Source organism: Ruegeria sp. D1(2025), from assembly GCF_056536425.1.
The window spans coordinates 20,589-45,767 of the sequence record NZ_JBQFPO010000010.1 but is presented as its reverse complement, the minus strand read 5'-3'; the positions used below and the strand labels follow the sequence as shown (position 1 = coordinate 45,767).

General features: G+C 59.2%; 20 protein-coding genes. 15 read left to right on the top strand and 5 right to left on the bottom strand.

The window, feature by feature from the left end; genetic code table 11:
• Position 1 precedes the first annotated feature (1 nt).
• The 3 genes from ACR1XU_RS18835 to ACR1XU_RS18825 are packed head-to-tail and all read right to left on the bottom strand — an operon-like array spanning position 2 to position 3,580.
• Complete coding sequence (locus ACR1XU_RS18835) at positions 2-1,411, bottom strand: sensor histidine kinase (RefSeq protein ID WP_480907627.1); 1,410 nt, start codon at positions 1,409-1,411, stop codon at positions 2-4.
• Positions 1,408-2,475, bottom strand: a complete 1,068-nt coding sequence (locus tag ACR1XU_RS18830; protein WP_480907625.1) for a response regulator transcription factor — start codon at positions 2,473-2,475, stop codon at positions 1,408-1,410. Before ACR1XU_RS18830 ends, ACR1XU_RS18835 begins: the two co-directional genes overlap by 4 nt.
• Positions 2,476-2,530: 55 nt before the next feature.
• Positions 2,531-3,580, bottom strand: a complete 1,050-nt coding sequence (locus ACR1XU_RS18825; RefSeq protein ID WP_480907623.1) for a patatin-like phospholipase family protein — start codon at positions 3,578-3,580, stop codon at positions 2,531-2,533.
• Positions 3,581-3,808: 228 nt separating this feature from the next.
• Here ACR1XU_RS18825 and ACR1XU_RS18820 point away from each other — a divergent pair, with 228 nt between their 5' ends.
• Genes ACR1XU_RS18820 through ACR1XU_RS18780 form a run of 9 tightly spaced genes read left to right on the top strand, consistent with a single transcriptional unit; the run spans position 3,809 to position 18,497 of the window.
• On the top strand, positions 3,809-4,465 hold the full coding sequence (locus tag ACR1XU_RS18820; RefSeq protein WP_480907621.1) for a hypothetical protein: 657 nt from the start codon (positions 3,809-3,811) through the stop codon (positions 4,463-4,465).
• The gene (locus tag ACR1XU_RS18815) at positions 4,465-6,330 is read left to right on the top strand and encodes a S1C family serine protease (RefSeq protein WP_480907619.1); all 1,866 of its coding nucleotides are present in this window, start codon (positions 4,465-4,467) and stop codon (positions 6,328-6,330) included. Before ACR1XU_RS18820 ends, ACR1XU_RS18815 begins: the two co-directional genes overlap by 1 nt.
• Positions 6,331-6,339: 9 nt before the next feature.
• Complete coding sequence (locus tag ACR1XU_RS18810) at positions 6,340-7,626, top strand: hypothetical protein (protein WP_480907617.1); 1,287 nt, start codon at positions 6,340-6,342, stop codon at positions 7,624-7,626.
• Entirely contained in the window at positions 7,590-10,778 is a 3,189-nt protein-coding gene (locus ACR1XU_RS18805) for a virulence factor SrfB (RefSeq protein ID WP_480907615.1), read from the top strand. The genes ACR1XU_RS18810 and ACR1XU_RS18805 overlap by 37 nt, the downstream gene beginning before the upstream one ends.
• A gap of 27 nt (positions 10,779-10,805) precedes the next feature.
• Positions 10,806-13,529: a virulence factor SrfC family protein gene (locus tag ACR1XU_RS18800; protein WP_480907613.1), complete on the top strand. Its 2,724-nt coding sequence runs from the start codon at positions 10,806-10,808 to the stop codon at positions 13,527-13,529.
• Positions 13,526-14,590 carry a hypothetical protein gene (locus tag ACR1XU_RS18795; protein WP_480907611.1) on the top strand — a complete coding sequence of 355 codons (1,065 nt, stop codon included), beginning with the start codon at positions 13,526-13,528 and terminating at the stop codon, positions 14,588-14,590. The genes ACR1XU_RS18800 and ACR1XU_RS18795 overlap by 4 nt, the downstream gene beginning before the upstream one ends.
• Positions 14,587-16,542: a vWA domain-containing protein gene (locus tag ACR1XU_RS18790; RefSeq protein ID WP_480907609.1), complete on the top strand. Its 1,956-nt coding sequence runs from the start codon at positions 14,587-14,589 to the stop codon at positions 16,540-16,542. Before ACR1XU_RS18795 ends, ACR1XU_RS18790 begins: the two co-directional genes overlap by 4 nt.
• 3 nt (positions 16,543-16,545) lie before the next feature.
• Complete coding sequence (locus ACR1XU_RS18785) at positions 16,546-17,298, top strand: ABC transporter ATP-binding protein (protein ID WP_480813850.1); 753 nt, start codon at positions 16,546-16,548, stop codon at positions 17,296-17,298.
• Entirely contained in the window at positions 17,295-18,497 is a 1,203-nt protein-coding gene (locus ACR1XU_RS18780; RefSeq protein WP_480907607.1) for an ABC transporter permease family protein, read from the top strand. The genes ACR1XU_RS18785 and ACR1XU_RS18780 overlap by 4 nt, the downstream gene beginning before the upstream one ends.
• Here the strand turns inward: ACR1XU_RS18780 and ACR1XU_RS18775 are convergent, their stop codons facing one another.
• Positions 18,498-19,400, bottom strand: coding sequence for a hypothetical protein (locus tag ACR1XU_RS18775; RefSeq protein WP_170615818.1), 903 nt, complete (start codon positions 19,398-19,400; stop codon positions 18,498-18,500).
• 165 nt (positions 19,401-19,565) lie between these two features.
• Between ACR1XU_RS18775 and ACR1XU_RS18770 the strand changes: the two genes are divergently transcribed.
• Positions 19,566-20,228: a hypothetical protein gene (locus ACR1XU_RS18770; RefSeq protein WP_480907605.1), complete on the top strand. Its 663-nt coding sequence runs from the start codon at positions 19,566-19,568 to the stop codon at positions 20,226-20,228.
• Positions 20,229-20,424: 196 nt separating this feature from the next.
• Here ACR1XU_RS18770 and ACR1XU_RS18765 read toward each other — a convergent pair whose 3' ends face one another.
• Positions 20,425-22,146 carry an amidohydrolase gene (locus tag ACR1XU_RS18765; RefSeq protein ID WP_480907604.1) on the bottom strand — a complete coding sequence of 574 codons (1,722 nt, stop codon included), beginning with the start codon at positions 22,144-22,146 and terminating at the stop codon, positions 20,425-20,427.
• A 278-nt stretch (positions 22,147-22,424) separates the two neighbouring features.
• Between ACR1XU_RS18765 and rpsJ the strand changes: the two genes are divergently transcribed.
• From rpsJ to ACR1XU_RS18740, 5 genes are read left to right on the top strand one after another with little or no spacing between them, the layout of a single operon-like run.
• Positions 22,425-22,739 carry a 30S ribosomal protein S10 gene (gene rpsJ, locus ACR1XU_RS18760; protein WP_008756422.1) on the top strand — a complete coding sequence of 105 codons (315 nt, stop codon included), beginning with the start codon at positions 22,425-22,427 and terminating at the stop codon, positions 22,737-22,739.
• A gap of 15 nt (positions 22,740-22,754) precedes the next feature.
• Complete coding sequence (gene rplC, locus ACR1XU_RS18755) at positions 22,755-23,480, top strand: 50S ribosomal protein L3 (protein ID WP_170682218.1); 726 nt, start codon at positions 22,755-22,757, stop codon at positions 23,478-23,480.
• The gene (gene rplD, locus ACR1XU_RS18750; RefSeq protein WP_170334382.1) at positions 23,477-24,094 is read left to right on the top strand and encodes a 50S ribosomal protein L4; all 618 of its coding nucleotides are present in this window, start codon (positions 23,477-23,479) and stop codon (positions 24,092-24,094) included. The genes rplC and rplD overlap by 4 nt, the downstream gene beginning before the upstream one ends.
• Positions 24,091-24,387 carry a 50S ribosomal protein L23 gene (locus ACR1XU_RS18745; protein WP_010437040.1) on the top strand — a complete coding sequence of 99 codons (297 nt, stop codon included), beginning with the start codon at positions 24,091-24,093 and terminating at the stop codon, positions 24,385-24,387. The genes rplD and ACR1XU_RS18745 overlap by 4 nt, the downstream gene beginning before the upstream one ends.
• A gap of 11 nt (positions 24,388-24,398) precedes the next feature.
• Positions 24,399-25,016, top strand: coding sequence for a hypothetical protein (locus ACR1XU_RS18740; protein ID WP_480907602.1), 618 nt, complete (start codon positions 24,399-24,401; stop codon positions 25,014-25,016).
• The last annotated feature ends 163 nt before the right edge of the window (positions 25,017-25,179 follow it).

The following is a 25,179-nucleotide window of genomic DNA, read 5'->3' as shown; positions in this document are numbered from 1 at the left end:
CCTACCCTCCCCCGCCCGATGCCGCGCCGGATACCGATGCAACGACCCGCCCGCCGCCTGCATCTTCCGCCAGGCTGGCCGAAAAACGATGTTTCTGCACAATCGCTTTCACCAACCCCAGACCCAACCCATACCCGGTAATACCGGAATGCTCGGCACCTTGCGCGAAACGCTCGAACGCATGCTCGGTAAAGCCTTGCGACAAGGCCCCGGCATTGGAAATCTTGAGGTCGAATCGTGTCGCATCCCCGGTCAATTCGACCCGGATTTCGCTGTTTGCGGCAGCGTATTTTACGGCGTTGGACAAGAGGTTCGACAGCATGAGTTCCAGAAGATGCGAGTTGCCGGTGACACGTAGCGACTTGTCTATGTGCTGAACCAGACTTCGCCCGTTTGCCTGCAGGTCTTCTTCGAAATCGTAAACAAGGTCTTCCAGCAAATCCCCCAGCGGGACGTCTGGTTCCAGCCGGATATCTGCATCGGCCTGAAGCCGGAACAATTGCATGATGGATTGCAGGCGGGCGTCAGCGGCATCTATTCCCATGTCGATACGCTGTGCGTGAATCTGCCTGTCCTGCGCGTTTTGTGCATTCAGCAGCTTCCGCATGCCGCTGCGAATATTCTGAAGCGGTGTCCGCAACTCATGCGCCAGATGGGCGGACAGGGCACGCAAATCTGCGAACAGCCCGTCAATCTTGGGCAGCGCTTCGTTCAACTGGCGACCCAGCTCGCGCAATTCCGGCGCGGGCGTTTCATCTTCAAACCGAATGCCGGTCTCGCCCGAAGAATACCGCTCAAGCAACCGGTTCACCCGTTGCAGACTGCGTCGGTACCGTTGCCAATGGGCGATCTGCAACAGGATCATCAAACCGCACACGACAAGTGAGACACCGGCAATGGCAAGCGCCAGCCAACGTGCGCGTTGGGTTTCGAAACTGGGCGATTCAATTCCAAAGACAAGCGCCACATCCCCAACGGGCAGCGCCCAGTCCTGTGAGGCCGCTGCAACATCAACCGATCTGGTTTCAAAGTCGGCCCCATCCAGCGACGCATGTCCCTGCCCGTGCTCAAGGGCGCTGGCTGCGCCCGGTGTTGTTTCCAGCAGAACGCGCCTGCGATCTCCGCTGATCTGCCAGATCGCCAGTTCCAGCCGATCGGTGCCCGGCAGAACTATGTTGCGTGACCGATCGAACGCGGTGGCCAGCCCACTGACGCCACTGTCTTCGAGAATACGCAACATCTGCGCTTCGACGCTTTTTAGGGTCTGCCGGTCCGCCCTGTCTGCCGCCGAGAATACGGACAGACAGAATATTGCCGCCAATGTCAGGAAAACACCAAGCGCCGCGTAAAACAGCCCTTGTCCCGTTACCATGCGGGACAGTTTCGGGTTTTCTCCGATCAGGTGGATCACTGATCCGGGCTTTCATCAGCGGGAATGCGCAGCAATGCCTCGGACCGGAAAACATAGGCATCCCCATCGGTTTCCAGGAATTCCGGGTACGTCTCGCCGCGCGAATCCAGGGCGGACTTGAAATCGCGCACCAGCCGGTGCCGGGCCGCCGTCACCGGGTTCGAGCCGACATCCATGAACGTCTTTTGCCAAACGTCCAGATAGATCATTCGCTTGGGGATCGGTAGGCCGTCGCGCTCGGCCAGGTAGATCAGCATTTCGCATTCTTTCGGCCGCAGTTCGACACGCGCGCCGCGCCACCGGACGATCCTGTCCTTACGGCTGATCTCAAGCGGACCAAACACCATCGTTTCTTCCGAAACCAAGGGACGCAATAGCACCTGAACGCGCGCGCGCAACTCGGCCTCGTGAACCGGCTTGCAGATGTAGTCATCTGCCCGCGCGGTCTCGAGCCCGCGGATACGTTCCTCGATGGAATCCAGTGCGGTGAACAACAGGGCCGGAATTCGGATGCCGAGGTCACGCAGACGCGAGATGAAGGTCAGCCCGTCCCCATCCGGCAGGCCCCGGTCCACGACCAGCGCGTCAACCGGTCCGGCTTCGAACCTGTTCTGCGCATCCTTCAGGGTGCGTACACGCAGGGCGTCCATACCGGCCTCGCGCAGGACATCCACCGCCCAGTCTCCGATTTCCTCTTCATCTTCCACAATCAGTACGCGCGGAGGCTGCGCCTGATGCCGAAGCGCCTGCACCCGGGTCAGAAACTCTTCATCCGCCCCGGTGGCCGACATGACGTCGTCCGCGCCAAGCGCAATCAGCTCGTCCCGGCGATTGCGAAAACTGACCCCGTGGGACAGAGAAAAAAGAACCAGAACCCGTGCCGCGTTCTGTGCAACCTGTGTCAGACGTTCATTCGCCTGGTCATCCGTCAGGGTTTCAACGTCCAGAACAGTGACTGTCGCACCCTCGTCGCCGATGATCAGCTTTTGCGCATCCAGAATGGCAATGCGTGAAGCTTTCTTTTCCGGAACACCGTCCAAATATGAAACATCTACAGTATTCATGATGTACTATCCGTTTTCTCCGATTGGGGACGATATGATTTGAACTGTCAATTCCCTAGGCTGCCTGCAGGTTTCCAACCAACGGCAGAGGCTCAACAATCGTTGCTTCGGCCAACAGTTGCGCTGCTTCAAATAGCCTTTCCTTCCCTGAAAAATCCGCGATTTTGCGCATGTTGCGCAGTTCACCGGGCTCAAGTTCAAAACCAAGCGCATCGAAGGTGTCGCGGGTCAGGCTCATGTCGTAATGGGTGTGTTGCAATCCCGAACCTAACATGTCTGCCATATCACGCATCAGCTCCCGAGACAGCGCCTCACCATCCTTGATCAGGCCGAAGAGGCCACGGAAGGCCCTGAAGACTGACACTTTGTCTGTCAGCGAATTGCCCGAATAAACAGGGCGCGAACTGCCCGTACCCAGCGAGGTCAGCGCAATGCGCTGCACACCACGAGCCCTGGTCAGACGGGTCAGCAGGTAAGACGGATCATTGAACAGGCTAAAGCCGCCATCCACCAGACGGGTCTCGCCCACGCCGCGCAATGTCATGGACACCGGCGAGAACAGACCGGGGGCTGCAGTGCTGGCGCGCAAAAGGTCGGACAGAGGCAGTTTTTCGCATCGGATTTCGGCGGACAATACACGGTCCACACCATAGTCAATCGTTGTAAACGCGATCGAATTCCCGCGCTGCAGGTCTTTGGCCAGCAATGTCAGGTCGCATTCCAGATCGTTGCGGTCCAGCAGCCGCCCCTGCGTGCGCTGTTCGAAGAAGCTGTGCAGCAGATCACCGTCGAAGATGTCCTGCAAGAGCGGTACAGCCCGCTTGCGCCGTTTGAAACCGCGCGGCACATCCTGCAAATAAAAATCCGCGATATCCTGAGCGGAAAGGCCCAGCGCGACGCCGGCGGCAATCACTGCCCCGGTCGAGGATCCGGACACGGAATCGAAGCTGTCGGACAGGCGATAATGGGGGCCATATTTCTCTTTCCCCAGGGCCTCGATACGCAGCAACATGGCAGCCGGGATAACGCCCAGCAAACCGCCTCCGGAAACGGACAACAGTGAACTTTCGGTAACTGGTCCTGCTGTGTTTTCAAAGTCAAACATCTCGAACTCTCCGGACGATTTTACCATTGCCTAAAATGGTAGGCTGTGCGGTTAGAAGTTTGAAATGACAGCTTTTGTAAGCGCGGCTGTGTGACAAGTTCTGTAACTGGCCAAATTCTGAGATTTGCGTTGACCATGAGTTATGAGTCACGTTTACTTATCTTCAATTTGTAGGGGGCTATTTTTCTTTTGTTTCGGGCTGTGTTGGCATTTTTGACGACTGGTGTGTTGATCGCGATTGTTGCCTGGTCTGCCGCCGCGCTTGTTCCTGCATGCGGCGCAAATGATCGGGTCGCAGGAACCTGGCTGGATTGGTGCCCGGTCAACAAGGCCGAGCAGGCTGAACAGAGGCTGGCGGCACTCGAACGACAAAACCAGGAACTGGTCGATCGCATTTTGCGGCACGAACGCGAGCTTGCATTGTTGCAGTGCGAACCCAAGGCCCCGCAACAGGCCGCGCTGCCCGATTTGGCCCCCTTACCCGACAAGATCGACCCTCAGGACTGGGACAATCAGCGTATCGGATTGCTGGAAGGGTGCTGGGAACTGGATTCCCGGTTTGTGACCACCAACAGACGGACCGGCGTGAAGACTGATTACAACCAGTGGACCATGTGTTTCGACGCCAGTGGCAATGGGCGCGAAGAAATGCGTGCCGATAACGGCAACAGCTGCGCCGGACCGGTGGCCGGCGCGTTCGCAGCTGATGGATCGCTGATTATCGACGAACCCGGCAACCTGCAATGCAGCGACGGCGGATACATCTACCGCCTGAGCAGCAGCTGTAAACTGAATGAATCCGGCACGGCCAGCTGTGTCGTGACGCAACCAGAAGTCGGCAGTTCGACAACCGTCGAATTCCGCCGACCCGCAAGGGGCAACTGATGGCTGAACACTTTCTGACTAAGACGCAAATCGAACTGGGCCAGTGCCTTGAGGCTGGAGACGAGCTTGCGATTGAGGCCTATCCAGCTCTGCTGGACGCGCTCACCGCGCATGGGGGTGAGGAAACGGCGCACCTTTTTGCCGAACCGCTGCTTAGCCGGGGAAACGATCAGGTGGCTCCGTCGGTGTCGTGGTATACCGACATCAAGGGAAATGCGACGCCGTTCAATCGTCTGGATGACGCCGCGCAGAACTCGCTGGGGCAGGAGCTGACCCGCAGGCTGGCGCCACTTCAGACCGCCTTGGGCAACGAGCAGACCGGAAGCCTGATTGGCAGCGCCCTTCATATCCCTGACATGAACGATGTCTGGTCCGTGGACGGAACACCGGTCATCATCAACTGGGGCATGTTGCCCGCCGGAGCCAGCCGCGAAACCGAAACACGCGCGAAACACTATGCGCAAACTCTTGGGCGTTTTCTTCCCCTGCCTTCTGCACCGCCTTTGTCATCAGTCGAAGCGCAGGAAATGGCCGCGCAGAAACAGGCTGCTGCCCCGGCAACTCCTGCGCCAGACGCGGCGGTAGCGACAGCAGCGGCAGCCACGGCGGCTCCGGTCGCAGCAGCAGCCGCAACGGCCGATCCAACACCGCCGCCTCCGCCTTCTCAGGCATCGGCAACACCGCAGCGGGTGCCGCTTTGGGCCTGGCTGCCGTTACTGTTGCTGCTTCTGCTGGCCGGCGGCGTCCTGATCTGGCTGCTGATCCCCGGAAATCGCATTTTCCCGGACCTTGCCAAAGACCGCGCGGTTACTGACGAGGCTGCACTTGCGGCGGTTCTTAGCACCAACAAGTCGCTGGAACAGCGTCTGGCAGACCTGCAGTTTGCGCTGGATGGCGCGGTTTGCGAAGCGGATGGCACCTTGCTGATGCCCAACGGTCGCACGATCGAAGGGTTGCTGCCGCCCGATCCGAATGACCGCGCCGACATACCCGGCGCAGTGCGCCCCGCTGACAGAACCTCTATTCTGCCACCCAATCCGGAGCGCGTGAAAATTCAGGATTCCGATAACCCCAAGGACACCAAATCGCTGCTTGCCTATATCGAGGAGCGGACAGCCATGGTCCTCGCCCCGTCGCCCGAAGGGTTGGGCAGCGGGACAGGTTTCTTTGTGGGCCCGGACCTTCTGGTCACCAATCACCACGTTATCGCGTCGCCGGGTGCAACGATTTATGTAACCAACAATGCGCTCGGTTCACTGAGAGAAGCGCAGGTTCTCAAGACATTTGGCCCGTTCCAGTCCACAGGCGGGGATTTTGCGCTGTTGCGTGTTCAAGGCGCACAACAGCCTTCGTTCAACGTGCTGGATTCCGCGGAATCGCTGCGCCTGCAATCCGTTATCGCCGCGGGCTACCCGGGTGATCTGCTGCAAAGTGACGCGAATTTCCAACAACTCCGGTCCGGTGACAGAACCGCCGTTCCGGAATTGGCGGTGACGGACGGCACTGTATCGGCCGAACAGACACTGCCACCGCAAACCAAAGTGGTTGTGCATTCAGCGCCGATTTCCAAAGGCAATTCGGGCGGTCCGCTGGTTGATATGTGCGGCCGGTTGGTTGGCGTGAATACCTTTGTCAAAGTGGGCCCGATGCGCAGCCTGAATTTCGCGCTGTCTACCGGCGACCTGATGCGTTTTCTTGCCGACACAGGCGCGCTTCCCGCCGTTGTGACACAAACCTGCGCCCCGCAGGTTCAGCGCCCGCTGCCGCCGGAAACCGCACAGGCGTCGGGGGCGGCACCTGAAAGCCCCGCCCCGGAAACCAACGCGCTTCCGAAACTGCCGGCGCTGACGCCCAAATCCGAGTGAGCCGCAACGATGTTTGAAGCTTTCCTCGCAAATACGTCGACGCAAGGGCTTTCCCCGCTGGGAACGGCACCGCAGCGGTCATTCGAACTGATCTCGGGCACGATTCGGGACAAATTGGGCGAACGTCACGCAGCCCTGTTTGCCGAACCAGTGGCGACCCAGTACGGGGATCGGTTCGACTGGTATGCCGTGACGGGCGGCAAACCCCACAGGCTGGACACATTCGAAGAGGAGGAGCGCGCCGCCATCGACGCGGACCTTCAGGGCCTGTTGTCGGACATCCGCGAATTGGGCCAATCCCTGCTGGACAGCAACGACCCGGACCAGCAGCGGCTTGGCGAAGCCCTGTCCAACGCAACACGTTATCCCGATGATGGTTGCATCTACGTACTGACGGATGGCGAAACACGTCAGCCCGTGCTGTTGAACTGGGCCTGGGTCTCGGACAATCAGGCCGCGGTTGCAGGCGACCTGAGTGGCAAGGAGGGGGCTGCAAGAGCACAGAAGAAAGCCACGGAAAAGGCGGCAGCGGTTGCTGCGGCCACTGCTGCAGCGGCACCGGCATCCGCCGGAGAAGCGCAGGCCACGGCGGCTGATCGTGGTCCGTTAAACCTCTGGTGGCTGATGTGGTTTGGCTGGCTGCTGCTGATGCTGATGATCGCAGCCATCCTGTATCTGATGGTCGAAGCCTGCGCCCTGCGCATTCCGGGTTTGCCCAGTTACTGCCCGCCGCCGGGTGTGGAGGCATCCGAAGAAGAACGCAGAACACTTTGGCTGCGCGACCGGATCGCCAGCCTCGAGAAAGACATCGGCATTGCCGACCGCGCCTGTCAGCCTGACAAGGCAACAGCGCCGATCCCCGACCCGAAAGACCGGGCGCAACTGGTTCCGGATATCGACAGCGAAAGACTGGCTGAACGCGGTGCACGCGAAGGAAAACTGACGATTTCGTTGCTGTGGGACTCGGTTGCGGACTTACATATGGATGTGCGGTGCCCGGGCAATCAGATCATCAACTACGACAATCGCGCGGCTTGCGGTGGCAACCTGGATATCGGCGGCAATCACGACATTCGTACGGCCGTGCCCAACGCAATCGAAAGCATGTATTTCGACGCCCCGGCCAATGGACCGTACAATATCGCAGTCTCGTTGTTTGACCCCCACGGCCAAAGCACCACGCAATCCTTCCGATTGCGTATCAAGGACGGGGTCGAGACCAAAATATTCAATGGTTCCGTCACAAGCGGCCAACCCGCATGGACCAAACAATACGAAGTTGGAAAGGGAAACTGATGCTCAGGGATCGGAAACCACAAATTCGCAAACTCGCGAATTTGCGCGAAGAAATCACTCTGATTCCGTTTTCGGGAATTCAAATGCTGGATTTCGGCTTTGACATTTCCAAGCTCGAAATGCGCCCTCTGCGATATATTGAAAGGGTCACGGGCGAGCAGGATGGTGAGAACATTCTGACCCTGTTCCCGCTGTCCGGCGAGGACACGCGCGACGCCGAAATCCTGGACGCGCGGCGAGACGATGACGACGAATATTCGGTTCGGCCAACTGCGGCGCTGGACCCGTTTCTGGACAAATGGGTGCCGGTGCCTTTCCTGCGCCAGAAAAGCCAGCGCGGCCATGCCGGTGAATTGCAGTTCGACCCCGGCCCGTCCAGCTGGGCGCGTATGCGAACCGTCGAACTGGCCGAACCGGACGCCGAAACCGGGCATACCCACAGGATCCAGATCGCGCTGGACACCACGTTGGTGGATCATCAGCAGGACATGAATTACGTCGCGCCTGAGAAATCGGATGCCGAAAAGGCCCGCGATTTCAAACTGGTGACCGAACCCAACGACATGAGATGGTTCCTGCGCCGTCCCGAAACGGACGAAGACGGCAACATGCTGGATCATCAGCGCTGGGTGTCGGAGTGGCTTAAGGAGCTGTTCATCAACTTCAAGCGCGCTGAACGGCCCGGACGCCGTTTCGCGGAAGAGGACCTGCCGCACCGGTTCGAACATTGGGCACGATACCTGGCTTATCTGCAGGTCGTACAGAATACCGCGAACCCGCCGACCGTCCGTTTTGCCAATACCGTCAGCGAGCGGGACGCTGTTACACCGGTGAATGTCGATCTGGTTCTGGACGTCGGCAACAGCCGTACCTGCGGCATTCTGATCGAGCAGTTTCCGGGTGAAACACGTGTCGATCTGGCGCGGTCCTTCCCGCTGGAAATCCGCGATCTCAGCAAGCCGGAATTCTACTACAGCGGTCTGTTCCCCAGCCGGGTCGAGTTTTCCGATGTCCGGTTCGGCGATGATCGCTATGCCAGTCGTTCGGGACGGCGCAACGCGTTCCTGTGGCCCAGCTTCGTGCGCATCGGCCCCGAAGCGGTGCGGCTGGTTCAGGGCGAGGAAGGGACGGAAACCCTGTCCGGTCTCTCGTCACCGAAACGATACCTATGGGACAGCGCCGCCGTTCAGCAGGACTGGCGGTTCCACAATCACATGGACCCAAACAACCTGCCCAAGGCGGTGCGATCTGCCATGCGCCACCTCAATGAGGCGGGCGACGTGATGAAGCAGGTCCGGTATGAGGAAGAACAACGCCTGCGCCGCCGGGGCGAAACACCCAGCACTCCGGCCATCCGGCCGCGCTTTTCGCGCAGTTCGCTGTTCGGGTTCATGATGGGCGAGATCATTGCGCACGCGCTGATCCAGATCAACGATCCCGCCGGGCGATCCCGCCGGGCGCAATCGGATCTGCCACGCCGTCTGAACCGCATCATCCTGAGCCTGCCAACCGCCACACCGATCAAGGAACAGGCCATCATCCGTTCGCGCACGCAAGGTGCGCTTGGCCTGATCTGGCAGCAATTGGGTTTGGACAGCGCTCAGAAGCCCTATTCGACCAAGCCCGAGGTGATGGTGGACTGGGACGAAGCGTCGTGTACCCAGCTTGTTTACCTTTACAGCGAGCTGACACAGAAATTCGACGGGCGCATCGATACGTTCATCAACCTCAAGGGCAAGCCCCGCATGTCCCCGTCGGGGGCCGAGGAGCCGTCGTTGAGACTGGCCAGCATTGATGTGGGTGGTGGCACAACCGACCTGATGATCACCACCTACCGGAATGAAGCCAACCGGGTTCTGCACCCCGAACAGACGTTCCGCGAGGGGTTCCGCATCGCGGGTGATGACCTGGTTCACCGAGTGGTCAGCGCCATCATCATTCCGCGCATTCAGGAATCCATCGAAGCTGCGGGCGGCGTCTACGTGGCCGAGAAGCTGCGCGAGCTGTTCGGCGGCGACATCGGCGGACAGGATCAGCAGGCCGTTCAGCGACGCCGGCAATTCTCGCTGCGCGTGCTTGTGCCACTGGCCGAGGCAACTCTGGCCCACTGCGAAACCTCGGAAGAGTTCGACCGGTTCGACCTGCCCGTGGCCCGCATTCTGGGTATGCCAGAGCCGGTTGATCCCGAAGATCGGCCTGAAGGTGAAGAAGAGGTAGCAGAAGCACCAACAACCGAGCCGACACCCGATGCGAATGGCGGCCGCGAGGTCGGCTCTGACATCCTGTCATATGTCGAAGACGCGGCGGCGGCCCTTGGTGCACGCGACTGGAGGCTGGCCGATCTGGTCCTGACCAGCTCGCGCGAAGATGTCGATGCGATCAGCCGCGAGGTGTTCCAGCGCGTTCTGGGCAACATGTGCGAGGTGATCGACCATCTGGGCGTTGATGTCGTGCTGCTGACCGGACGGCCCTCGCGCCTGCCGGCCATCCGCTCGATCGTCGAGGAAATGCTGGTTGTGTCGCCACACCGGCTGATCTCGATGCACCAGTACAAAACCGGGCGCTGGTACCCGTTCCGGGATCCGGTTTCGCAAAAGATCGGCGATCCGAAATCGACCGTTGCGGTCGGCGGTATGCTGATTGCGCTTTCGGAAAACCGTATCCCGAATTTCAAGGTCACGACCGGCGCGTTCCAGATGCGCTCGACCGCGCGGTTTGTCGGTGAGATGGACATCAACGGCCAGATCCCGGACGAACGCATCCTGTTCTCGGATGTCGATCTGGACACGGATGGGTCCAGCAATGACACCGCGACCGTGAACCTCTATTCGCCAGTCTATATCGGATCGCGGCAGTTACCGTTGGACCGCTGGACAACCACGCCGCTGTTCCGGCTGGATTTTGCGGATACCGGCAACCAGTCGCGCCCGCTGCCGATCCGGGTCGAACTGCGCAAGACGGACTTTGACGACAGCGATGGGGAAACCAGCGAAGACAAGCTGCGCCGGGAATCCATGCGCGAGGCCTTCGAGATCGATCAGGTCGAAGACGGCGAAGGCGGCGCGATGAAATCAAGTGATGTCATACTGCGCCTGCACACCCTTGGGTTCGAAGATGAATACTGGATTGACACTGGCGTGTTCCAGGTCTGATCCGGTTTGAAGATGTGAGACGATGATATGAGCCAACAAGACGCCCTTACCAACCGCTGCACCGATGTCGCCCGCTTGTCCCGCGCCGCGCTGGAATGGATCAATGATCCCGAGAACGCGCAGACCGTCGAGGGCCGCGTCGCCCATCTGCCCAAGGTTCTGCGCAAAGCTGCAAGGCGGGCCGAACGACTGGGGCGCGCTTCGCAAACCAAGATGAGCGTCAGTGTTTTCGGTCCCTCGCAGGCCGGCAAGTCCTTTCTGGTCTCGGTTCTGGCCCGCCCGAACGAGGGGCGTCTGGTGGCCGATTTCAACGGCCCGGGCGGCAAGCTTGACTATATCAGCCAGGTGAATCCGGCAGGCGACGGCGAGTCCACCGGGCTGGTGACGCGGTTCACCATGACCAAGGCCCCGACGCCGGACGGGTATCCGATCCAGCTCAACCTGCTGACGGAAGCCGACATCGCGCGCACCCTGATCAACAGCTTCTACGAGGATGGCGACCTGTCCGAAGAGCCGCCGACGCCGGAATCGCTGGGGGCTCATTTTTCGACTCATTCGGGCAAGGCGCAGCCAGCACCCACCGGCGGGATCGACTATGAAGAAGTCTACGAGATTGCCGATTACGTCCAGAAATGGGTCAGCAAATCGTCATACGCCTTCAATCTGGGCGGGTTCTGGGACGAAGCGGCCGAACTGGCACCGCGCCTGACACCCGAAGACCGGGGTCAGTTCCTGTCAATTCTGTGGGGCGGGTACGAGCCGCTGACCAACCTGTACATCAAACTGTCTAAAGCGCTGGCGACGATCAACCATGCCGAGGTGATCTACGCCTCGCTGGATTCGCTGCAGCCGCGCGAGACCTCAATCATCGACGTCAACACCCTGTCGGGTTTGTTTGGACCGGAGGGCGAGGACATGCTGAATATCCAGACCGCCGCCGGGCAAAACGGTCAGCTGAACCGGGCGGTGACAACCGCGCTGGCGGCGGAACTGGTCTTTCCGATGGAAGAACAGCCGTCACCCCTGTTTGCCGAAACCGATCTGCTGGACTTTCCCGGGGCCCGCAACCGGTTTGAGGCACCGCTGTCAGTCACCCTTCGCAATCCCGAAGAAGCCGTGACCAACATGCTGTTGCGCGGCAAGGTGGCCTATCTGTTCGACCGCTACGTTTCGAACCAGGAAATCACCTCGATGCTGCTGTGTGTGCCTGACAGCAACATGGAAACGCTCAGCTTGCCGGGACTGGTCGAGCAGTGGATCGAGCTGACCCACGGCGCGACCCCGGATGAACGGGCAAAGAACGACTGTATTCTGTTCTTCGTGATGACCAAGTTCGACAAACACCTGATCGACAGCGCCTCGGGCGCCGAGGATTACGAGCGGTTCGAGCGGCGCATGGATGCGTCCTTGCTGAAAGGGTTCGGCAAGGTGCCAACGTCTTGGGTTCACAAATGGGCCGGGACCGAACCGTTCACCAACTGCTACTGGTTGCGAAACCCCTATTATCCGATCGAAGCGCTGATCAAATACGAGGATGAGCGCGAGGTCGAGATCATCCCCGACAAGGTCAACCGCCTGGCCGAACTCAAGGCGGGCTGCCTTCAGGCGGAACCGGTGCAAAAGCACTTCAAGGATCCCGAACGGGCATGGGAAGCGGCCCTGGGCCTGAACGATGGTGGCGTCAGCTATCTGATCGAAGAACTGACGAAAGTCTGCAAACCCGAAAGCAAACTGCGCCAGATCAGCAATCAGATCGAAGCGGTCGCCGCCAATCTGTATCAGGAACTGGCCCAGTTCTACATCTCCGATGACGTCGAAAAACGGATCGAGGAAAAGAGACTGGCCGCCGCCGGTATCATCGACAGTCTTGAACTGACCTTGTCCAACCACCGGTTCGGTGCCTTCCTGAATGCGTTGTCGGTGGATCAGGATGCGGTGCAGGACCGGATTTCGCGGGTGCCTTCGTCAATCCGCATCACGAACGCGGTTGCAAACGAAGCGCACAAACCTGCCGCAGTAACGCCGGCGGCCGCGACCAGCGCAGCAAGCCCGGCGCGCCCCGGCGCACCGTTACGTCCCGGCGCACCGGCCAGACCATCGGCCCCGACCTCGCAGGCCAATGCAGCACCGCCTGAAACGCCCGAGGCCGAGGATGACAAGCCAAAGACAAAGTCAATCCGCACCATGACACCCGAAACCTTTCAGGCAGATACCGCGATTTCCGTCTGGGTCGAGGGCCTTAACCGGTTCCGTGAGGATGAAGAACGGCTGGCCATCTTCCAACTGACGCCGGAAAAAGCCGGCGATCTGGTGAATGAAATGGTGCACGGTTTCTCGCGCACCAATGTCCAGAGCGGCATTATGGAACTGCTGCGAAGCATTTCTTACAGCCTGACCGTCGACAAGCAGGCGCCGTCTGCCGCCATTGTCTGCTCGGAACGAATTAATAATTTTGTCACTACGCTTGGCGCCCGCGACATGTTTAATGGACAGGGTCTGGACATTGATCTTGGCGAAGGAGCAAGCAGGAAAGCGTTCGAAAAACACAAGGGCGCAGATACTGCCGAAAGCCTGCCGGAAGTGCCGCGCGCAGCCGCGACAGATACCTGGACGGATTGGGTATTCGCATTGGACGCGCTGTTTGTAGAAAACGCCAAGGACGGTGATGCCGGCACGGTAAATATTGAACAGAACATCAAACTGGGCGGCGTCCTCAACGAGCTGACAGTCAACGCGGAGCAACCCTCGTGATCGAGATCAAACCAGATCCCAAACATCCTCGCGGTGGCTTTGCCGAAATCACCATATCCGGTGCGACCGCCGATGATGATCCGGTCAGCGTTGCGGTGTTCAACAGCTATCAGCAGAAATGGCTGGGCGCGGATGGCTGGCAGCCGAACCGAGCGAGTATCCCGGCGCGCACCGCCGAACAGGGCGGGGACACGCTGCGACTGGTCGTCGGACCCGAGGTTGTAAACCACATCGAAGAAGATACACCCGTTCGGATCGAAGTGGGCGGCGGCAGTTGGGACACCTATTGGCCTGACGATATCAATGCTGGCCCGGACGAGGCCGTCATTGGTGGCATCGGCGGCACCGGCACGGCACCCGAAGTCAAAGCACCAACCGTAATGGTGGCGCAACCGCAGACAGACGATGCCGAAAGTGGTGTCGACGTGGGCGATGATGGGGACGCAAAGTCACCTGAAAGCAATCTGGAAGGCAAGGGCAGCGTCGCCCCGTCAGATACGTCAGAGGAAGATTCCGAAGGAAAATCCAGCAAGTCCGGATTGATTATCGGCGGGGTCGTGGTGGCAGCGGTCCTTGCCGCGCTTGCCTATCTGTTCCTGATGCCGGGCACCACGCCGGAAGATGACCCGGTCGAAGTGACTGAGCCGGAACCCGCGCCCGAACCTGAACCGGCCGCGGTGCAGAATGCCTGCGCAATGTCTCAGTTTGCCGAACTCTCGTCGCAAGGTTTCGACGCGGTAGCAGGCAAAATGCGCGAATGCGGTGGTAGTTTGTCGGCCGATGACGCACTGGGTCTTGTCGAAAAAGCGGCCCTTGCCGGAGATGCCGAGGCGCTTGCCCTGTTCGGCTCGATTTACGACAGCGGCGTCACGGATGACGTCATCGAAGGTCAGATCGGCCTGACATTCCCTGATAAGCCGTCCCTGGCGGCCGAGTATTACGACAGGGCCGTCAAGGCCGGGTCCCAGGAAGCAGCGGATCGCCTGGCAGCGGTCTGTACACGTTTGCGGATCAAGTCCGATTCCCTGTCGAAAAGCGCGTTTGAAGATTATTGCCAGTGACCCAGAGGACCCTGAAAACCATGCACCCTGCCCTGATACTCCGGTTCGTTGCCGTCTTTGCATTGCTCTGGGCGTTTGGGGCGGCTGGTGCGGAGGCACAGCAACGCAAACCCCTGCTGCTTGAAGGGGCCCAAACAATCTATGAACGGGTCCTGACCCGCCCCGGTACCACACTTCACCCGTCGGCAAACGGCCCTGCGCAATCGACCTATCCGGCCTTTCAGCCGCTTTATGTCTTTGCACGGCAAGACGGTTGGCTTGAAGTTGGCCCAAGCCCGAATATCGCGCCCGAAGGCTGGGTGCAGGAGCCCGGCACCGTACCCTGGAAGCAGAACATTGTCGGTGCCTTTACCAACTCCGCCGGTCGCAGCCGTCAACTGCTGTTCGATACGCAGCAAAACTTGGATTGGCTGATGAACCACGAAGCGCTGCGCGATGTGCAGGAGCGTCTGGTCGCCGAAGCCTCGGCCGGTGTTGTTGACGGTCAGAATGGTGTCGTCTCGGTCGAACCACAGGAATTCGTCAATATCCGCGACGAACTGTATCTGATGCCGATCCTCGATTTCACCGAAGCGTTGCATCCGCTGACCTATGACGAGGTCCTGCTGATGCAGGTGGCCTCGGTCCCGAAACAAGAGGATACGGCTGGCGCACAGGAACTGCAGGGCGATCCGGCGGCCTTTGATGTGGGCATCGTCTTTGTTCTGGACACGACACAGTCGATGGAGCCTTACATCGCGGCCACACAGCGCGTTCTGCAGAACACAGTGCGCCAGATTGAGGGCACTGAAATCGGCAAGCTGGTCAATTTCGGAGTGATCGGATTTCGCGACAACACCGAAGCTGTACCAGAGCTGGAATACCGCACCAAAACTCTGATGGATGTGGAACGGCGTCAGGATCAAAGCCCGGTTCTGTCTGCGATTGGCGAGGCAACGTATGTGGCCCGCGCCAATTCGCCCGGTTTCAACGAGGACAGCCTTGCTGGCGTTGAGGATGCGATCGATACGATTGATTGGGAACTGTCCAAGGGTGACGGCGACAAGATCGATGCGCGCTATGTCATTCTTGTGACCGACGCTGGGCCGAAGGACCCGCGGGATCCGAACGCGCGGTCCGAGATCGGAACCGTCGAACTGCAGAAAGACGCCGAAGGCCGTAATATCGTCGTCATGACGCTGCACCTCAAAACCCCTAACGGGCAGGGCAATCACGCTTATGCCGCGGCCAAATACCGTGAGCTTTCGCGCTTCGCCGGGCGGGAGTACTATTTCCCCATTGAAGGCGGCTCGGAACAGGCATTCGAAGGCGTCGTCACCCGGCTGGTGACCGCATTGACCGACCATGTCCGTATCGTCCGGGGCGAAAAAACGGTGCTCAACCCGGAAGAGGCCGGCGAAGGCCTGGTCGAACTGGGCCGCGCCATGCAACTGGCCTGGCTGGGCGAACAGAAAGGCACGCAAGCCCCTGACGTGATCAAGGGCTGGCTGTCCAATCGCGCTGTCGAAGCACCCGACCGGCTTGCCATCGAACCGCGCCTGCTGGTGACCAAGAACGAGATGGCCAGCATGGCCGAGTTTCTGGACAATCTGGTGCGCTTTGGCGAAACCGCGCAAAGCTCGGAACAGTCGCTTGATTTCTTCTCGCAGGTTCGGGGCCTGATCGCGGATATGGCGCAGAACCCGGACCTGCTGGTCAACGCAAACGCCGACACGCTGGGCGGCGCGATGGAGTTTCTGGACCGTCTGCCCTATCAAAGCCAGGTTCTGGGCATGAGCGAGCAACGCTGGGCCGAAAGCGCCATGTTCCGCCGCAGCGTGATCGATGGCATGCGCCAGAAACTGACCCAATATCGGAAGTGGCTGTTTGACAGCACCGTCTGGACTGCACTTTATGAGGGCGCACCTGACGGCGAGCATGTCTTTGCCATGCCCTTTGACGTGTTGCCCTGACCCGTGTCGGCTCAGCTGCTTCTTGAAGGTGTCTCGGTCAGCCTGAGCGATCAGGAACGTCGGTTTACGCTGGATGTTCCGGGTCTAAGCCTGACCTCGGGAGAAGCGATAGGCCTGACCGGCCCCAGCGGCACGGGCAAGACCCTGTTGCTTGAGACACTCGGGTTGCTGCGGCGTCCATCAACGGCGAAGAAATTTCTGATCGGAGTTGGTGAGGATGGGCTGGATTTTGGCGGCATCTGGAACAATCCCAGCATGTCGCCCGCGGAAATTCGCGGGACGATGTTTGGGTTCGTTCCACAAAGCGGCGGCCTTTTGCCGTTTCTGACCGTGGCTGACAATGTTGCGCTGTCGCAAAAGATTGTCGGTATGGATGATCCGGGATGGTGCAGCGAGTTGCTGCAGCGATTGGGGATCTCGGAAATTTCCGCGCTCTATCCCGGCGCGTTGTCCATCGGTCAGCGTCAGCGTGTTGCCATCTGCCGTGCGCTGGCGCATCGCCCTGCCTTTGTGATCGCGGACGAACCCACCGCAGCGCTGGACCCCGGGGCGGCCTCGACCGCGATGGGGTTGCTGATCGATATGGCCATTTCGGGCGGGGCCGGTGTAATCATCTCGTCCCATGATCTGGACCTTCTGGACCAGTTTTCGCTCCGCCGGATCGCCCTTGGACTGGTGGATCCGGCGAGCCAGTCCAACGTCGTCAGCCAACTACACGGCCAGACCGGCGTGGCGACAGCGGGGGACGCGGCATGAGATTGATGATCGAGCTGGCCCTGCGCGACCTGTTGCGCCAACGCGTACATTTGATCTGCAATGTCGCAATTCTTGCCGGGGTCCTGGTGCCGCTCATGGTGGTCTTCGGCGTCAAGAACGGGGTTTATGACGCGCTGATCGGGCGGCTGTTGAACGACCCGGCGACCTTGCGGATCGAAACCACCGGAAACAGCGCGTTTGTTGAAAGCGACGTAGCCGAGGTGGCGGGCTGGGAACAGACGGCCTTTGCCACGGCAAAAACCCGGTCGATCTTTGATTTCGTCAATGTCCGAAAGGAAGGGGCCGTCGCCAAGAGGGACGCTGTTCTGGTTCCGTCGGGCACAGGTGACCCGACCTTGCCAAAGGGCCTTGAGCTGGGCGCAGACCAGGTGGTCCTCAGCGCCAGTCTGGCGCGCCAGCTCGAGTTCACTGTAGGCGACACTGTGCAGATTTTCACGCAGGCTACAGAGCGAAAACGGCAATTGATGCTGCCGCTGGAACTTGTCGTGATCCTTCCGGATTCCGCGCTGTCCGGCCGGTCCGTTCTGGCCAATATCGAGGTGCTGGATCTGGTCGAAGCCTTTTATGACGAATACGCCCTGCCCGAACATGGAATAACCGAAGGGCGCGACATCGCTGCACGCAAGCCCGAATTCGAAGGAATGCGCGTCTTTGCCCGCGACATCACCGAACTGGCGGCCCTGCAATCAAGGCTGGAACAGCGGTTTGGCGTGCAGACCGAAGCCCGCACGGCCGAGGTCAGCGGCGTCCTCAGCCTGGGACGCAATCTGAATCTGGCACTGCTGCTGACAGCCGGGGTTGCCAGTCTGGGTCTGGCCGCCGCGCTGGTCTTCGGGTTCTGGGGTGAGGTCGCGCGCAAGCGTCAGACCCTCGCCTCGTTGGCGTTGTTGGGGATCGGTCCCCGCAGGCTGTGGATGTTTCCCGTCGTTCAGGCATTTGTCAGCGGATTGATCGGCTTGCTGGTCAGTTTCTTACTGTTCTGGATCGCGGGCAATCTGGCCGAGCGTTTGTTTGACAGCGGTCTGACCGAAGAAAACGGTCTTGTCGTTCTGGGGTTCCTTCAAAGCCTGGTCATCATCGTTCTGACACTGATGTTTGTGATGGCCGCCGCCTTTTTTGCGGCTCGCAGTGCTGCGCGTGTGGACCCCGCTGAAGTGCTGCGCGAAGGGGCGACCTGATCAACTGCCGCTTTTGTGTGTAGGCAGGTTGTCGAAAATCTCTTCGTCGCTGTCGATCGGGATACGGTTGTCGCCGGGGTAATAGCTGGCCGAGATATAAGGCCGCTTGCGCCCGCCACCGGGTTTGTCAGCCGTTTCGACCAGCGAATACAACACGATCTGCTGCCCGCTGAAATCCTGAAACGTACCGACCGGGGCCTCACCCTGATTGGGCACGGATTCCCAATGCCGCAGCAAATCCAGCGCCTTCACGGACTCGCGCCCACCGATCAGCGTTGTGCCGATGAAGTCGCCGTCCGTTGACGGGTTGGTGGTCCCCTTGAAGCGCGCGCCTGGCACCAGTGCGCCCAGCGCCGCGTTGGCGTTGACCTGCCAGATATTATGGTCCGTCCCGATCAGAACGCCGCCGCCCCGCTCGGCCAGCGCCGACAGCTGATTGATCAGAATGGCCCCGCTTGATCCGTTCCGGCCCGGAAACTTCGTGGTCGGGTTATGATTGATGTTCCGGATCGCGAAAGATCCGTCCAGCATCAGCGTTCGGCGCCCTGCCCCGTAAAACTGCTGCAGGGCCTGCACGTCTTCAGCATTCATCCGTTTGCGTTGATTGGCTGTGTCCAGGATCAGAATATCGTATTGCCCGCCCCGCAAAGCCGCCGCCAGGCCACCACCCTGCAGGTTCCGTTCGTATGTGACATTGAAAACCTTGCCTTCGCGATACTGATCGAGGAACTGGGCCATTTGCTGACGGTGCCGCGATACAACCTCGGGGCTGTAATCGGGCATCGCGTTGAACCACAATACGCTGCGGGTTTTGTTGTGCCCCTGATGCTGGGCGTGGGCCGGTGTGCCGGCAAAAAGAAACAAGACAAACCAAATTCGAAATAGACGGCTCAAAACAGTCACGACCCAACTCCACCAATACAGGTTTCAGTTTATCCGACTTCCCCGCCCCGCAAAATAACGAAAACTGTCATTCTGCTCAGGCAAGGGGCGGATTGACCAACGGCCTAATATCCGCAACTCTGCCAGAGGAGTTTTTGAGATAATTATTAGGTATCGCTAAGGAATATGCCGGTCAGATCAACCCTGCCAGTCATGATTGCCAGTGTCGGCATCGTCGGCCTCGCCGGTGTTTCCGCGGCACTGATCCTGCAGGCATGTGCGTTGCAGATCCCGATACTGCGGGACCTGACAGGCTGTAAGCCGCAAACGCAACTGGTCGCGCAGCAGCAACTGGGTGTGTCGAAAGCAGCCGGTCTGGAGTTGGAACGCCGTATCTTTCAGTTGGAGAGAGAACTGGCCGCGCTGCAATGCGTCAAGGCCCCACCCGATGCCACCGGACCGCTGCACGATGAGGGGTGGAACGAGGCGGATCTGGAAATGCTCTATGGATGCTGGTCGCTTGACACCACCTATCGCACCCGTGACGTCGATTCCGGTGAAATCCGCACCTATCGGGACTGGCAGATGTGTTTCGACACCAATGGCAACGGCAAGCAGGTCATGCGGTCGAACGATGGGATCACATGCGAAGGTCCGGTTCAGGCGCAATTCGCGCAAGGTCAGCTGAACCTGATCGAGCCTGGAAATCTTGCCTGCCAGGACAACGGCTACATCCATCAGCGCCAGATCAGTTGCGCCCTGGCAGAAAACGGCAAGGCGAGTTGCGAGACCTTGCAGCCCGAAACCGGAGGCGAGGCCACGGTCGGGTTCGAACGTGCGCCGGCTTGAAGTTTGAGGATAGTTTTCGTGCGTCGCCAAGCGCGATGATGGTCACGCTGTCGGCACCCGCGTTTGGCAGAATTTCTCCGAAGACCAAAGAAAGTCCGGGCTTGAACTCGGCACATCGTCAAGCTGAAGCATCCGCCCCAAATGGGGCGGCCCGCGACGTGTCGTCGAAATTAAGGCAGTTCAGGAAGTCTCCGGTTCAATCCGATTTCTGGTGCGTCAGTGCGCCACCCATGATCGTGTAGACAACTTCGACATCCGAGATGGCTGATGGTTCGACTTCGAACAGGTTTTCCCCAAGCACTACAATATCGGCCTTCTTTCCGACTTCGATGCTTCCGATCTCGCCGTCCATTGCCATACCTTTTGCGGCATTGATCGTATGTGCTTCCAATGCCAGTTGCAGCGGTATTTTAGCCTCTTCTCCGCCCAGTGGCGGAACATCCGCGCGACCGCGCAATTGGCGTGTTACCCCTGCCTCAATGGCTGCAAGCGGACGATACTCGGATACGTACCCGGACACAGGCCAGTCCGAACCGAATGAGAATATGCCACCCTCGTCCGCGACCCTGTTCACCGGAAACATCGCCTGCACGCGTTCTTCACCCAGTCTGGAGGTCGAAATGGACTGCATGAGCGGGTCAAAGGTCATCCACGCGCCGGTCGTGTCATATATGACGCCCAGTTCTCCGAACCGGGCGTAATCCTCGGGATGAACCAGGGTGCCATGCGTTATCTTGTGCGCACGTTCACGGTCAGGGTTCACTTCGATTGCGGTTTCAATGGCGTCCAGAAGAGTTCGTACCGCCAGATCTCCAAAGCAGTGACACGTGACGTTGAAGCCTGCGGCATCGGCGCGGATCACCGCGTCTTTGACCAATCTGATCGGAATAATCGGGTCGACCTCAAGTTCGGGTTTGTCGGCATATGGATCCACATAGAGCGCATTCCATTTGTCGTCCCCACCATCAATATTGATCTTCAGATAGCGAGCCTTGACCAATTCGGAGTCGAACTTTTCGCTGAGCTCCTGTGTGCCGGGAAGGGGGTCAATCGCCCCGTCGTTCCAGTAGTATGAGCCGATGAAGCGTATTGGCAGATTTCCGTTTTCCTCGAAATCGGCCATCATCTGAAAGCCTTCTTCCTGGCTCATCCCCTGAATGCCGTGGTCATGAACTGCGGTGATCCCGGCAGCAGCGAAGCGCTGTAGCCAGTTCGAAACGCCATCCACCAAGAACTCGGGGTTGATGTCTATCAGCGATGTCAGAACCTGCATCTGGGCTGGCACCTCAACGATCCACCCGGTCGGGTTGCCGTCGGTGTCACGTTCAAAAAACGAAAAACCCGGCGCTGTGTCAGGCGTGTCCTTGTCGACACCGGCCATTTCCAACGCCTTGGAATTCACCCAAGCCGCGTGGCCGTCGATTGCCCACAAAAACACAGGTCGATCAGGTTCAATTTCATCGAGCATGGCGGCCGTCGGATTTCCGTCCGTCCATGGGTTGAAACGGACCCCGTAGCCCAGAATTATGTCGTTGTCGTTGGTTTCGGCTTCCTGGCGGATACGGGAAAACAGCTCGTCCTTGTCATCTGTCTGCAGATCCACGCCAAGCATGATCAACCCGCCTGCGGCCGCATGTATATGCCCATCAACGAAACCCGGAAGGGCCATTCTACCCTTGAGGTCGATGACTTCGGTACCGATGCCGATGACGTCCTTCAATCCAGCCGCATCGCCCACATAGACAATTTCATCGCCTTCTATTCCCACGGCGGTTGCAATGCTTCTGCTTGCATCCATCGTATGGACCTCTCCGTTGATCAGAGCGTAATCAGCAGTTGGGTTACTTCGATTGGACTGTGCGAATGCGGGGGATGTACTGGCAAAAATGGCGATAGCCGAAACAAGTAGTCTGGTCATTGCAACCTCTCCAAACGAATAATTCGAATATGATCATAGTGTACCAATCCCAAAAAACGACCTTTACGGCTGATTGCTGGTCGTGCGACGAAGTAGGCAAGGCCAAATCCAAGCCGATATCAATTCACCCTTGCCAAACTCCTCACACCCCTGTAGATCGCGCGAGTTCTCGACAAGAACATCAAGGCGGGGTGATTCCCGCCTTTTGGGTTCGATGAGGGTTGGCGATGCGCGTCTGTCCTCCTCTCAACCTCAACGCCTGATAAAAGGCTGTTAATATGCAAAGCCAAAACATCCGTATTCGGCTGAAGGCATTTGACTATCGCGTTCTGGATGCCAGCACGCAAGAGATCGTCAACACTGCCAAGCGGACCGGCGCGAACGTGCGCGGCCCGATCCCGCTGCCGAACAAGATCGAGAAGTTCACGGTTCTCCGTGGCCCTCACGTTGACAAGAAATCCCGCGACCAGTTCGAGATCCGCACGCACAAGCGTCTGCTCGACATCGTTGATCCGACCCCCCAGACCGTGGACGCGCTGATGAAGCTCGACCTGGCTGCTGGTGTGGACGTCGAGATCAAGCTGCAGTCGTAATCGGAGGGTATGAGAATGCGCTCTGGTATTATCGCAAAAAAAGTTGGCATGACCCGCCTGTTCATGGAAGACGGCAAGCAGATCCCTGTGACCGTTCTTCACCTGGACAACCTGCAGGTCGTTGCACAGCGTACCGCTGACAAAGACGGCTACACCGCCGTTCAGCTGGGCGCAGGTGCTGCCAAGGCAAAACGCACCTCGAAAGCCATGCGCGGTCACTATGCCGCTGCCAAGGTCGAGCCCAAGCGCAAGCTGGCCGAGTTCCGCGTCTCTGAAGATGGCCTGATCGAAGTGGGCGCCGAAATTTCGGCAGAACACTTCCTGGCAGGTCAGAAGGTTGACGTTTCGGGTACCTCGATCGGTAAAGGCTTTGCCGGTGCGATGAAGCGCCACAACTTCGGTGGTCTTCGCGCCTCGCACGGTGTTTCGATCAGCCACCGTTCGCACGGTTCGACTGGTCAGTGTCAGGACCCGGGCAAGGTGTTCAAAGGCAAGAAGATGGCCGGTCACATGGGTGCTGCCCGTGTCACCACCCAGAACCTGGAAGTCGTCAAAACCGACGCCGACCGTGGTCTGGTCTTCATCAAAGGCGCCGTTCCCGGACCGAAATCGGGCTGGGTCACCGTCAAGGACGCCGTCAAGAAGAAAGCACCGGAAGGCCTGCCTTTCCCGGCTGCTGTGAAATCGGCTGCAACCGAAGCACCTGCGGAAGAAGCACCCGCGGAAGGTGGTGAAGCATGAAACTTGATGTAATCAAACTGGACGGCGGCAAAGCCGGCAACATCGAGCTGGATGCGGACCTGTTCGGCCTGGAGCCGCGCGCGGACATCCTGCACCGTGTGGTCCGTTGGCAGCGCAACAACGCGCAGGCCGGCACCCACAAGGTCAAGACCCGCTCGGAAACCAGCTACTCGACCAAGAAGATCTATCGCCAGAAGGGCACCGGTGGCGCACGCCATGGTGACCGCAACGCGCCGATCTTCCGCAAGGGTGGTATCTACAAGGGCCCGACCCCTCGTTCGCACGGCCACGACCTGCCGAAGAAGTTCCGCAAGCTTGGCCTGCGCCACGCTCTGTCGGCCAAAGCCAAGGCAGGTGAACTGGTTGTGATCGAGAACGCCGAAGCCGAAGGCAAGACCGCCGCTCTGGCCAAACAGGTTGCAAACCTGGGCTGGAAACGCGCTCTGGTCATCGACGGCGCGACCGTGAACGAAGGTTTCCTGAAGGCGTCGCGCAACATCGAAGGTCTGGATATCCTGCCGTCGATGGGTGCAAACGTTTATGACATCCTCAAGCGTGACACCCTGGTGCTCACCAAAGCGGCTGTCGAAGCACTGGAGGCTCGTCTGAAATGAGCGCGAAGGCAGAACACTACGACGTGATCCGCAAGCCGGTCATCACCGAAAAGTCGACCATGGCGTCCGAAAACGGCGCGGTTGTCTTTGAAGTGGCGATCGACAGCAACAAGCCGCAGATCAAAGAGGCCGTCGAGGCGCTGTTTGGTGTGAAGGTCAAGGCGGTGAACACCACCGTGACCAAAGGCAAGGTCAAGCGGTTCCGCGGCCAGCTGGGCCGTCGGAAAGACGTCAAGAAAGCATATGTGACCCTGGAAGAGGGCAACACCATCGACGTTAGCACCGGTCTTTGATCGGACGCTTAGTGCGACTATTCACGGCCTCGGCGGTTCAACCCGCCGGGGCCGATTTCGTTTCAGACCCTGAAACTGTGCGGGCGCAGGTGCTGGAGCAGATGCGGGCGTTCAGCGCCGGGCCCTATTTCCAGATCACAGATGAGAAGCTAGGGCTTCTGTCGGTCTTCGATGATCTGAAATACGACCGGGCGGATGTGGACATGGTCTCTCCGGCGATGCGCAAGCACGTGGTCGGCAAACTTGGTCCGCTCGGGTTCCACCAGACCTCGGGGACGGTTTTGGAGCACGCCGAGGCCGATATGCGCGTGCACATCCCCAAGTTTCATGCCCTCGGCGCGTCGCCCTTCGACATCGCCCGCTATACTGAAAAACGCCCTCAAGACTACTGCCTGCTGACACCCACGCAAGTGGCCTGTCAGTACGTGGATCACTATGAGTTGGACGACGCGGTGCAGCGGATCGAGGCGTTGATTTCGAAACACCCGATCAACCTGCTCAAACTGGCGGATTATCTGGAAGGCAAACCCAAACACCGCGCCTTTCGCGAAGTGCTGGGGCATATCAAACTTAAACAGCGGATCGCGGTGGAAGCCGAGCCGCTTTGCCGCAGGCGTTCTTTGGGGTGAGTATTAGATTTGGCAGCTCTAGTGGTGTTGTGCAGGAACTTATTTTAATCTGGAACAGGGCTACAACTTAGTAATACAATCTCTCCCTTCATCTGGTTTCCAGAGAAGACCCGGTTTGGTGAACGGGTATCCAAGCTGATTGTACAGGTTTTGTGCCGGGCAC

Coding starts and splice junctions, on each gene's coding strand:
- ACR1XU_RS18830 (WP_480907625.1), bottom strand. CDS start 2,475: ATGAATACTGTAGATGTTTCATATTTGGACGGTGTTCCGGAAAAGAAA.
- ACR1XU_RS18825 (WP_480907623.1), bottom strand. CDS start 3,580: ATGTTTGACTTTGAAAACACAGCAGGACCAGTTACCGAAAGTTCACTG.
- ACR1XU_RS18815 (WP_480907619.1), top strand. CDS start 4,465: ATGGCTGAACACTTTCTGACTAAGACGCAAATCGAACTGGGCCAGTGC.
- ACR1XU_RS18810 (WP_480907617.1), top strand. CDS start 6,340: ATGTTTGAAGCTTTCCTCGCAAATACGTCGACGCAAGGGCTTTCCCCG.
- ACR1XU_RS18805 (WP_480907615.1), top strand. CDS start 7,590: ATGGACCAAACAATACGAAGTTGGAAAGGGAAACTGATGCTCAGGGAT.
- ACR1XU_RS18800 (WP_480907613.1), top strand. CDS start 10,806: ATGAGCCAACAAGACGCCCTTACCAACCGCTGCACCGATGTCGCCCGC.
- ACR1XU_RS18780 (WP_480907607.1), top strand. CDS start 17,295: ATGAGATTGATGATCGAGCTGGCCCTGCGCGACCTGTTGCGCCAACGC.
- ACR1XU_RS18770 (WP_480907605.1), top strand. CDS start 19,566: ATGCCGGTCAGATCAACCCTGCCAGTCATGATTGCCAGTGTCGGCATC.
- ACR1XU_RS18765 (WP_480907604.1), bottom strand. CDS start 22,146: ATGACCAGACTACTTGTTTCGGCTATCGCCATTTTTGCCAGTACATCC.
- rpsJ (WP_008756422.1), top strand. CDS start 22,425: ATGCAAAGCCAAAACATCCGTATTCGGCTGAAGGCATTTGACTATCGC.
- rplC (WP_170682218.1), top strand. CDS start 22,755: ATGCGCTCTGGTATTATCGCAAAAAAAGTTGGCATGACCCGCCTGTTC.
- rplD (WP_170334382.1), top strand. CDS start 23,477: ATGAAACTTGATGTAATCAAACTGGACGGCGGCAAAGCCGGCAACATC.
- ACR1XU_RS18745 (WP_010437040.1), top strand. CDS start 24,091: ATGAGCGCGAAGGCAGAACACTACGACGTGATCCGCAAGCCGGTCATC.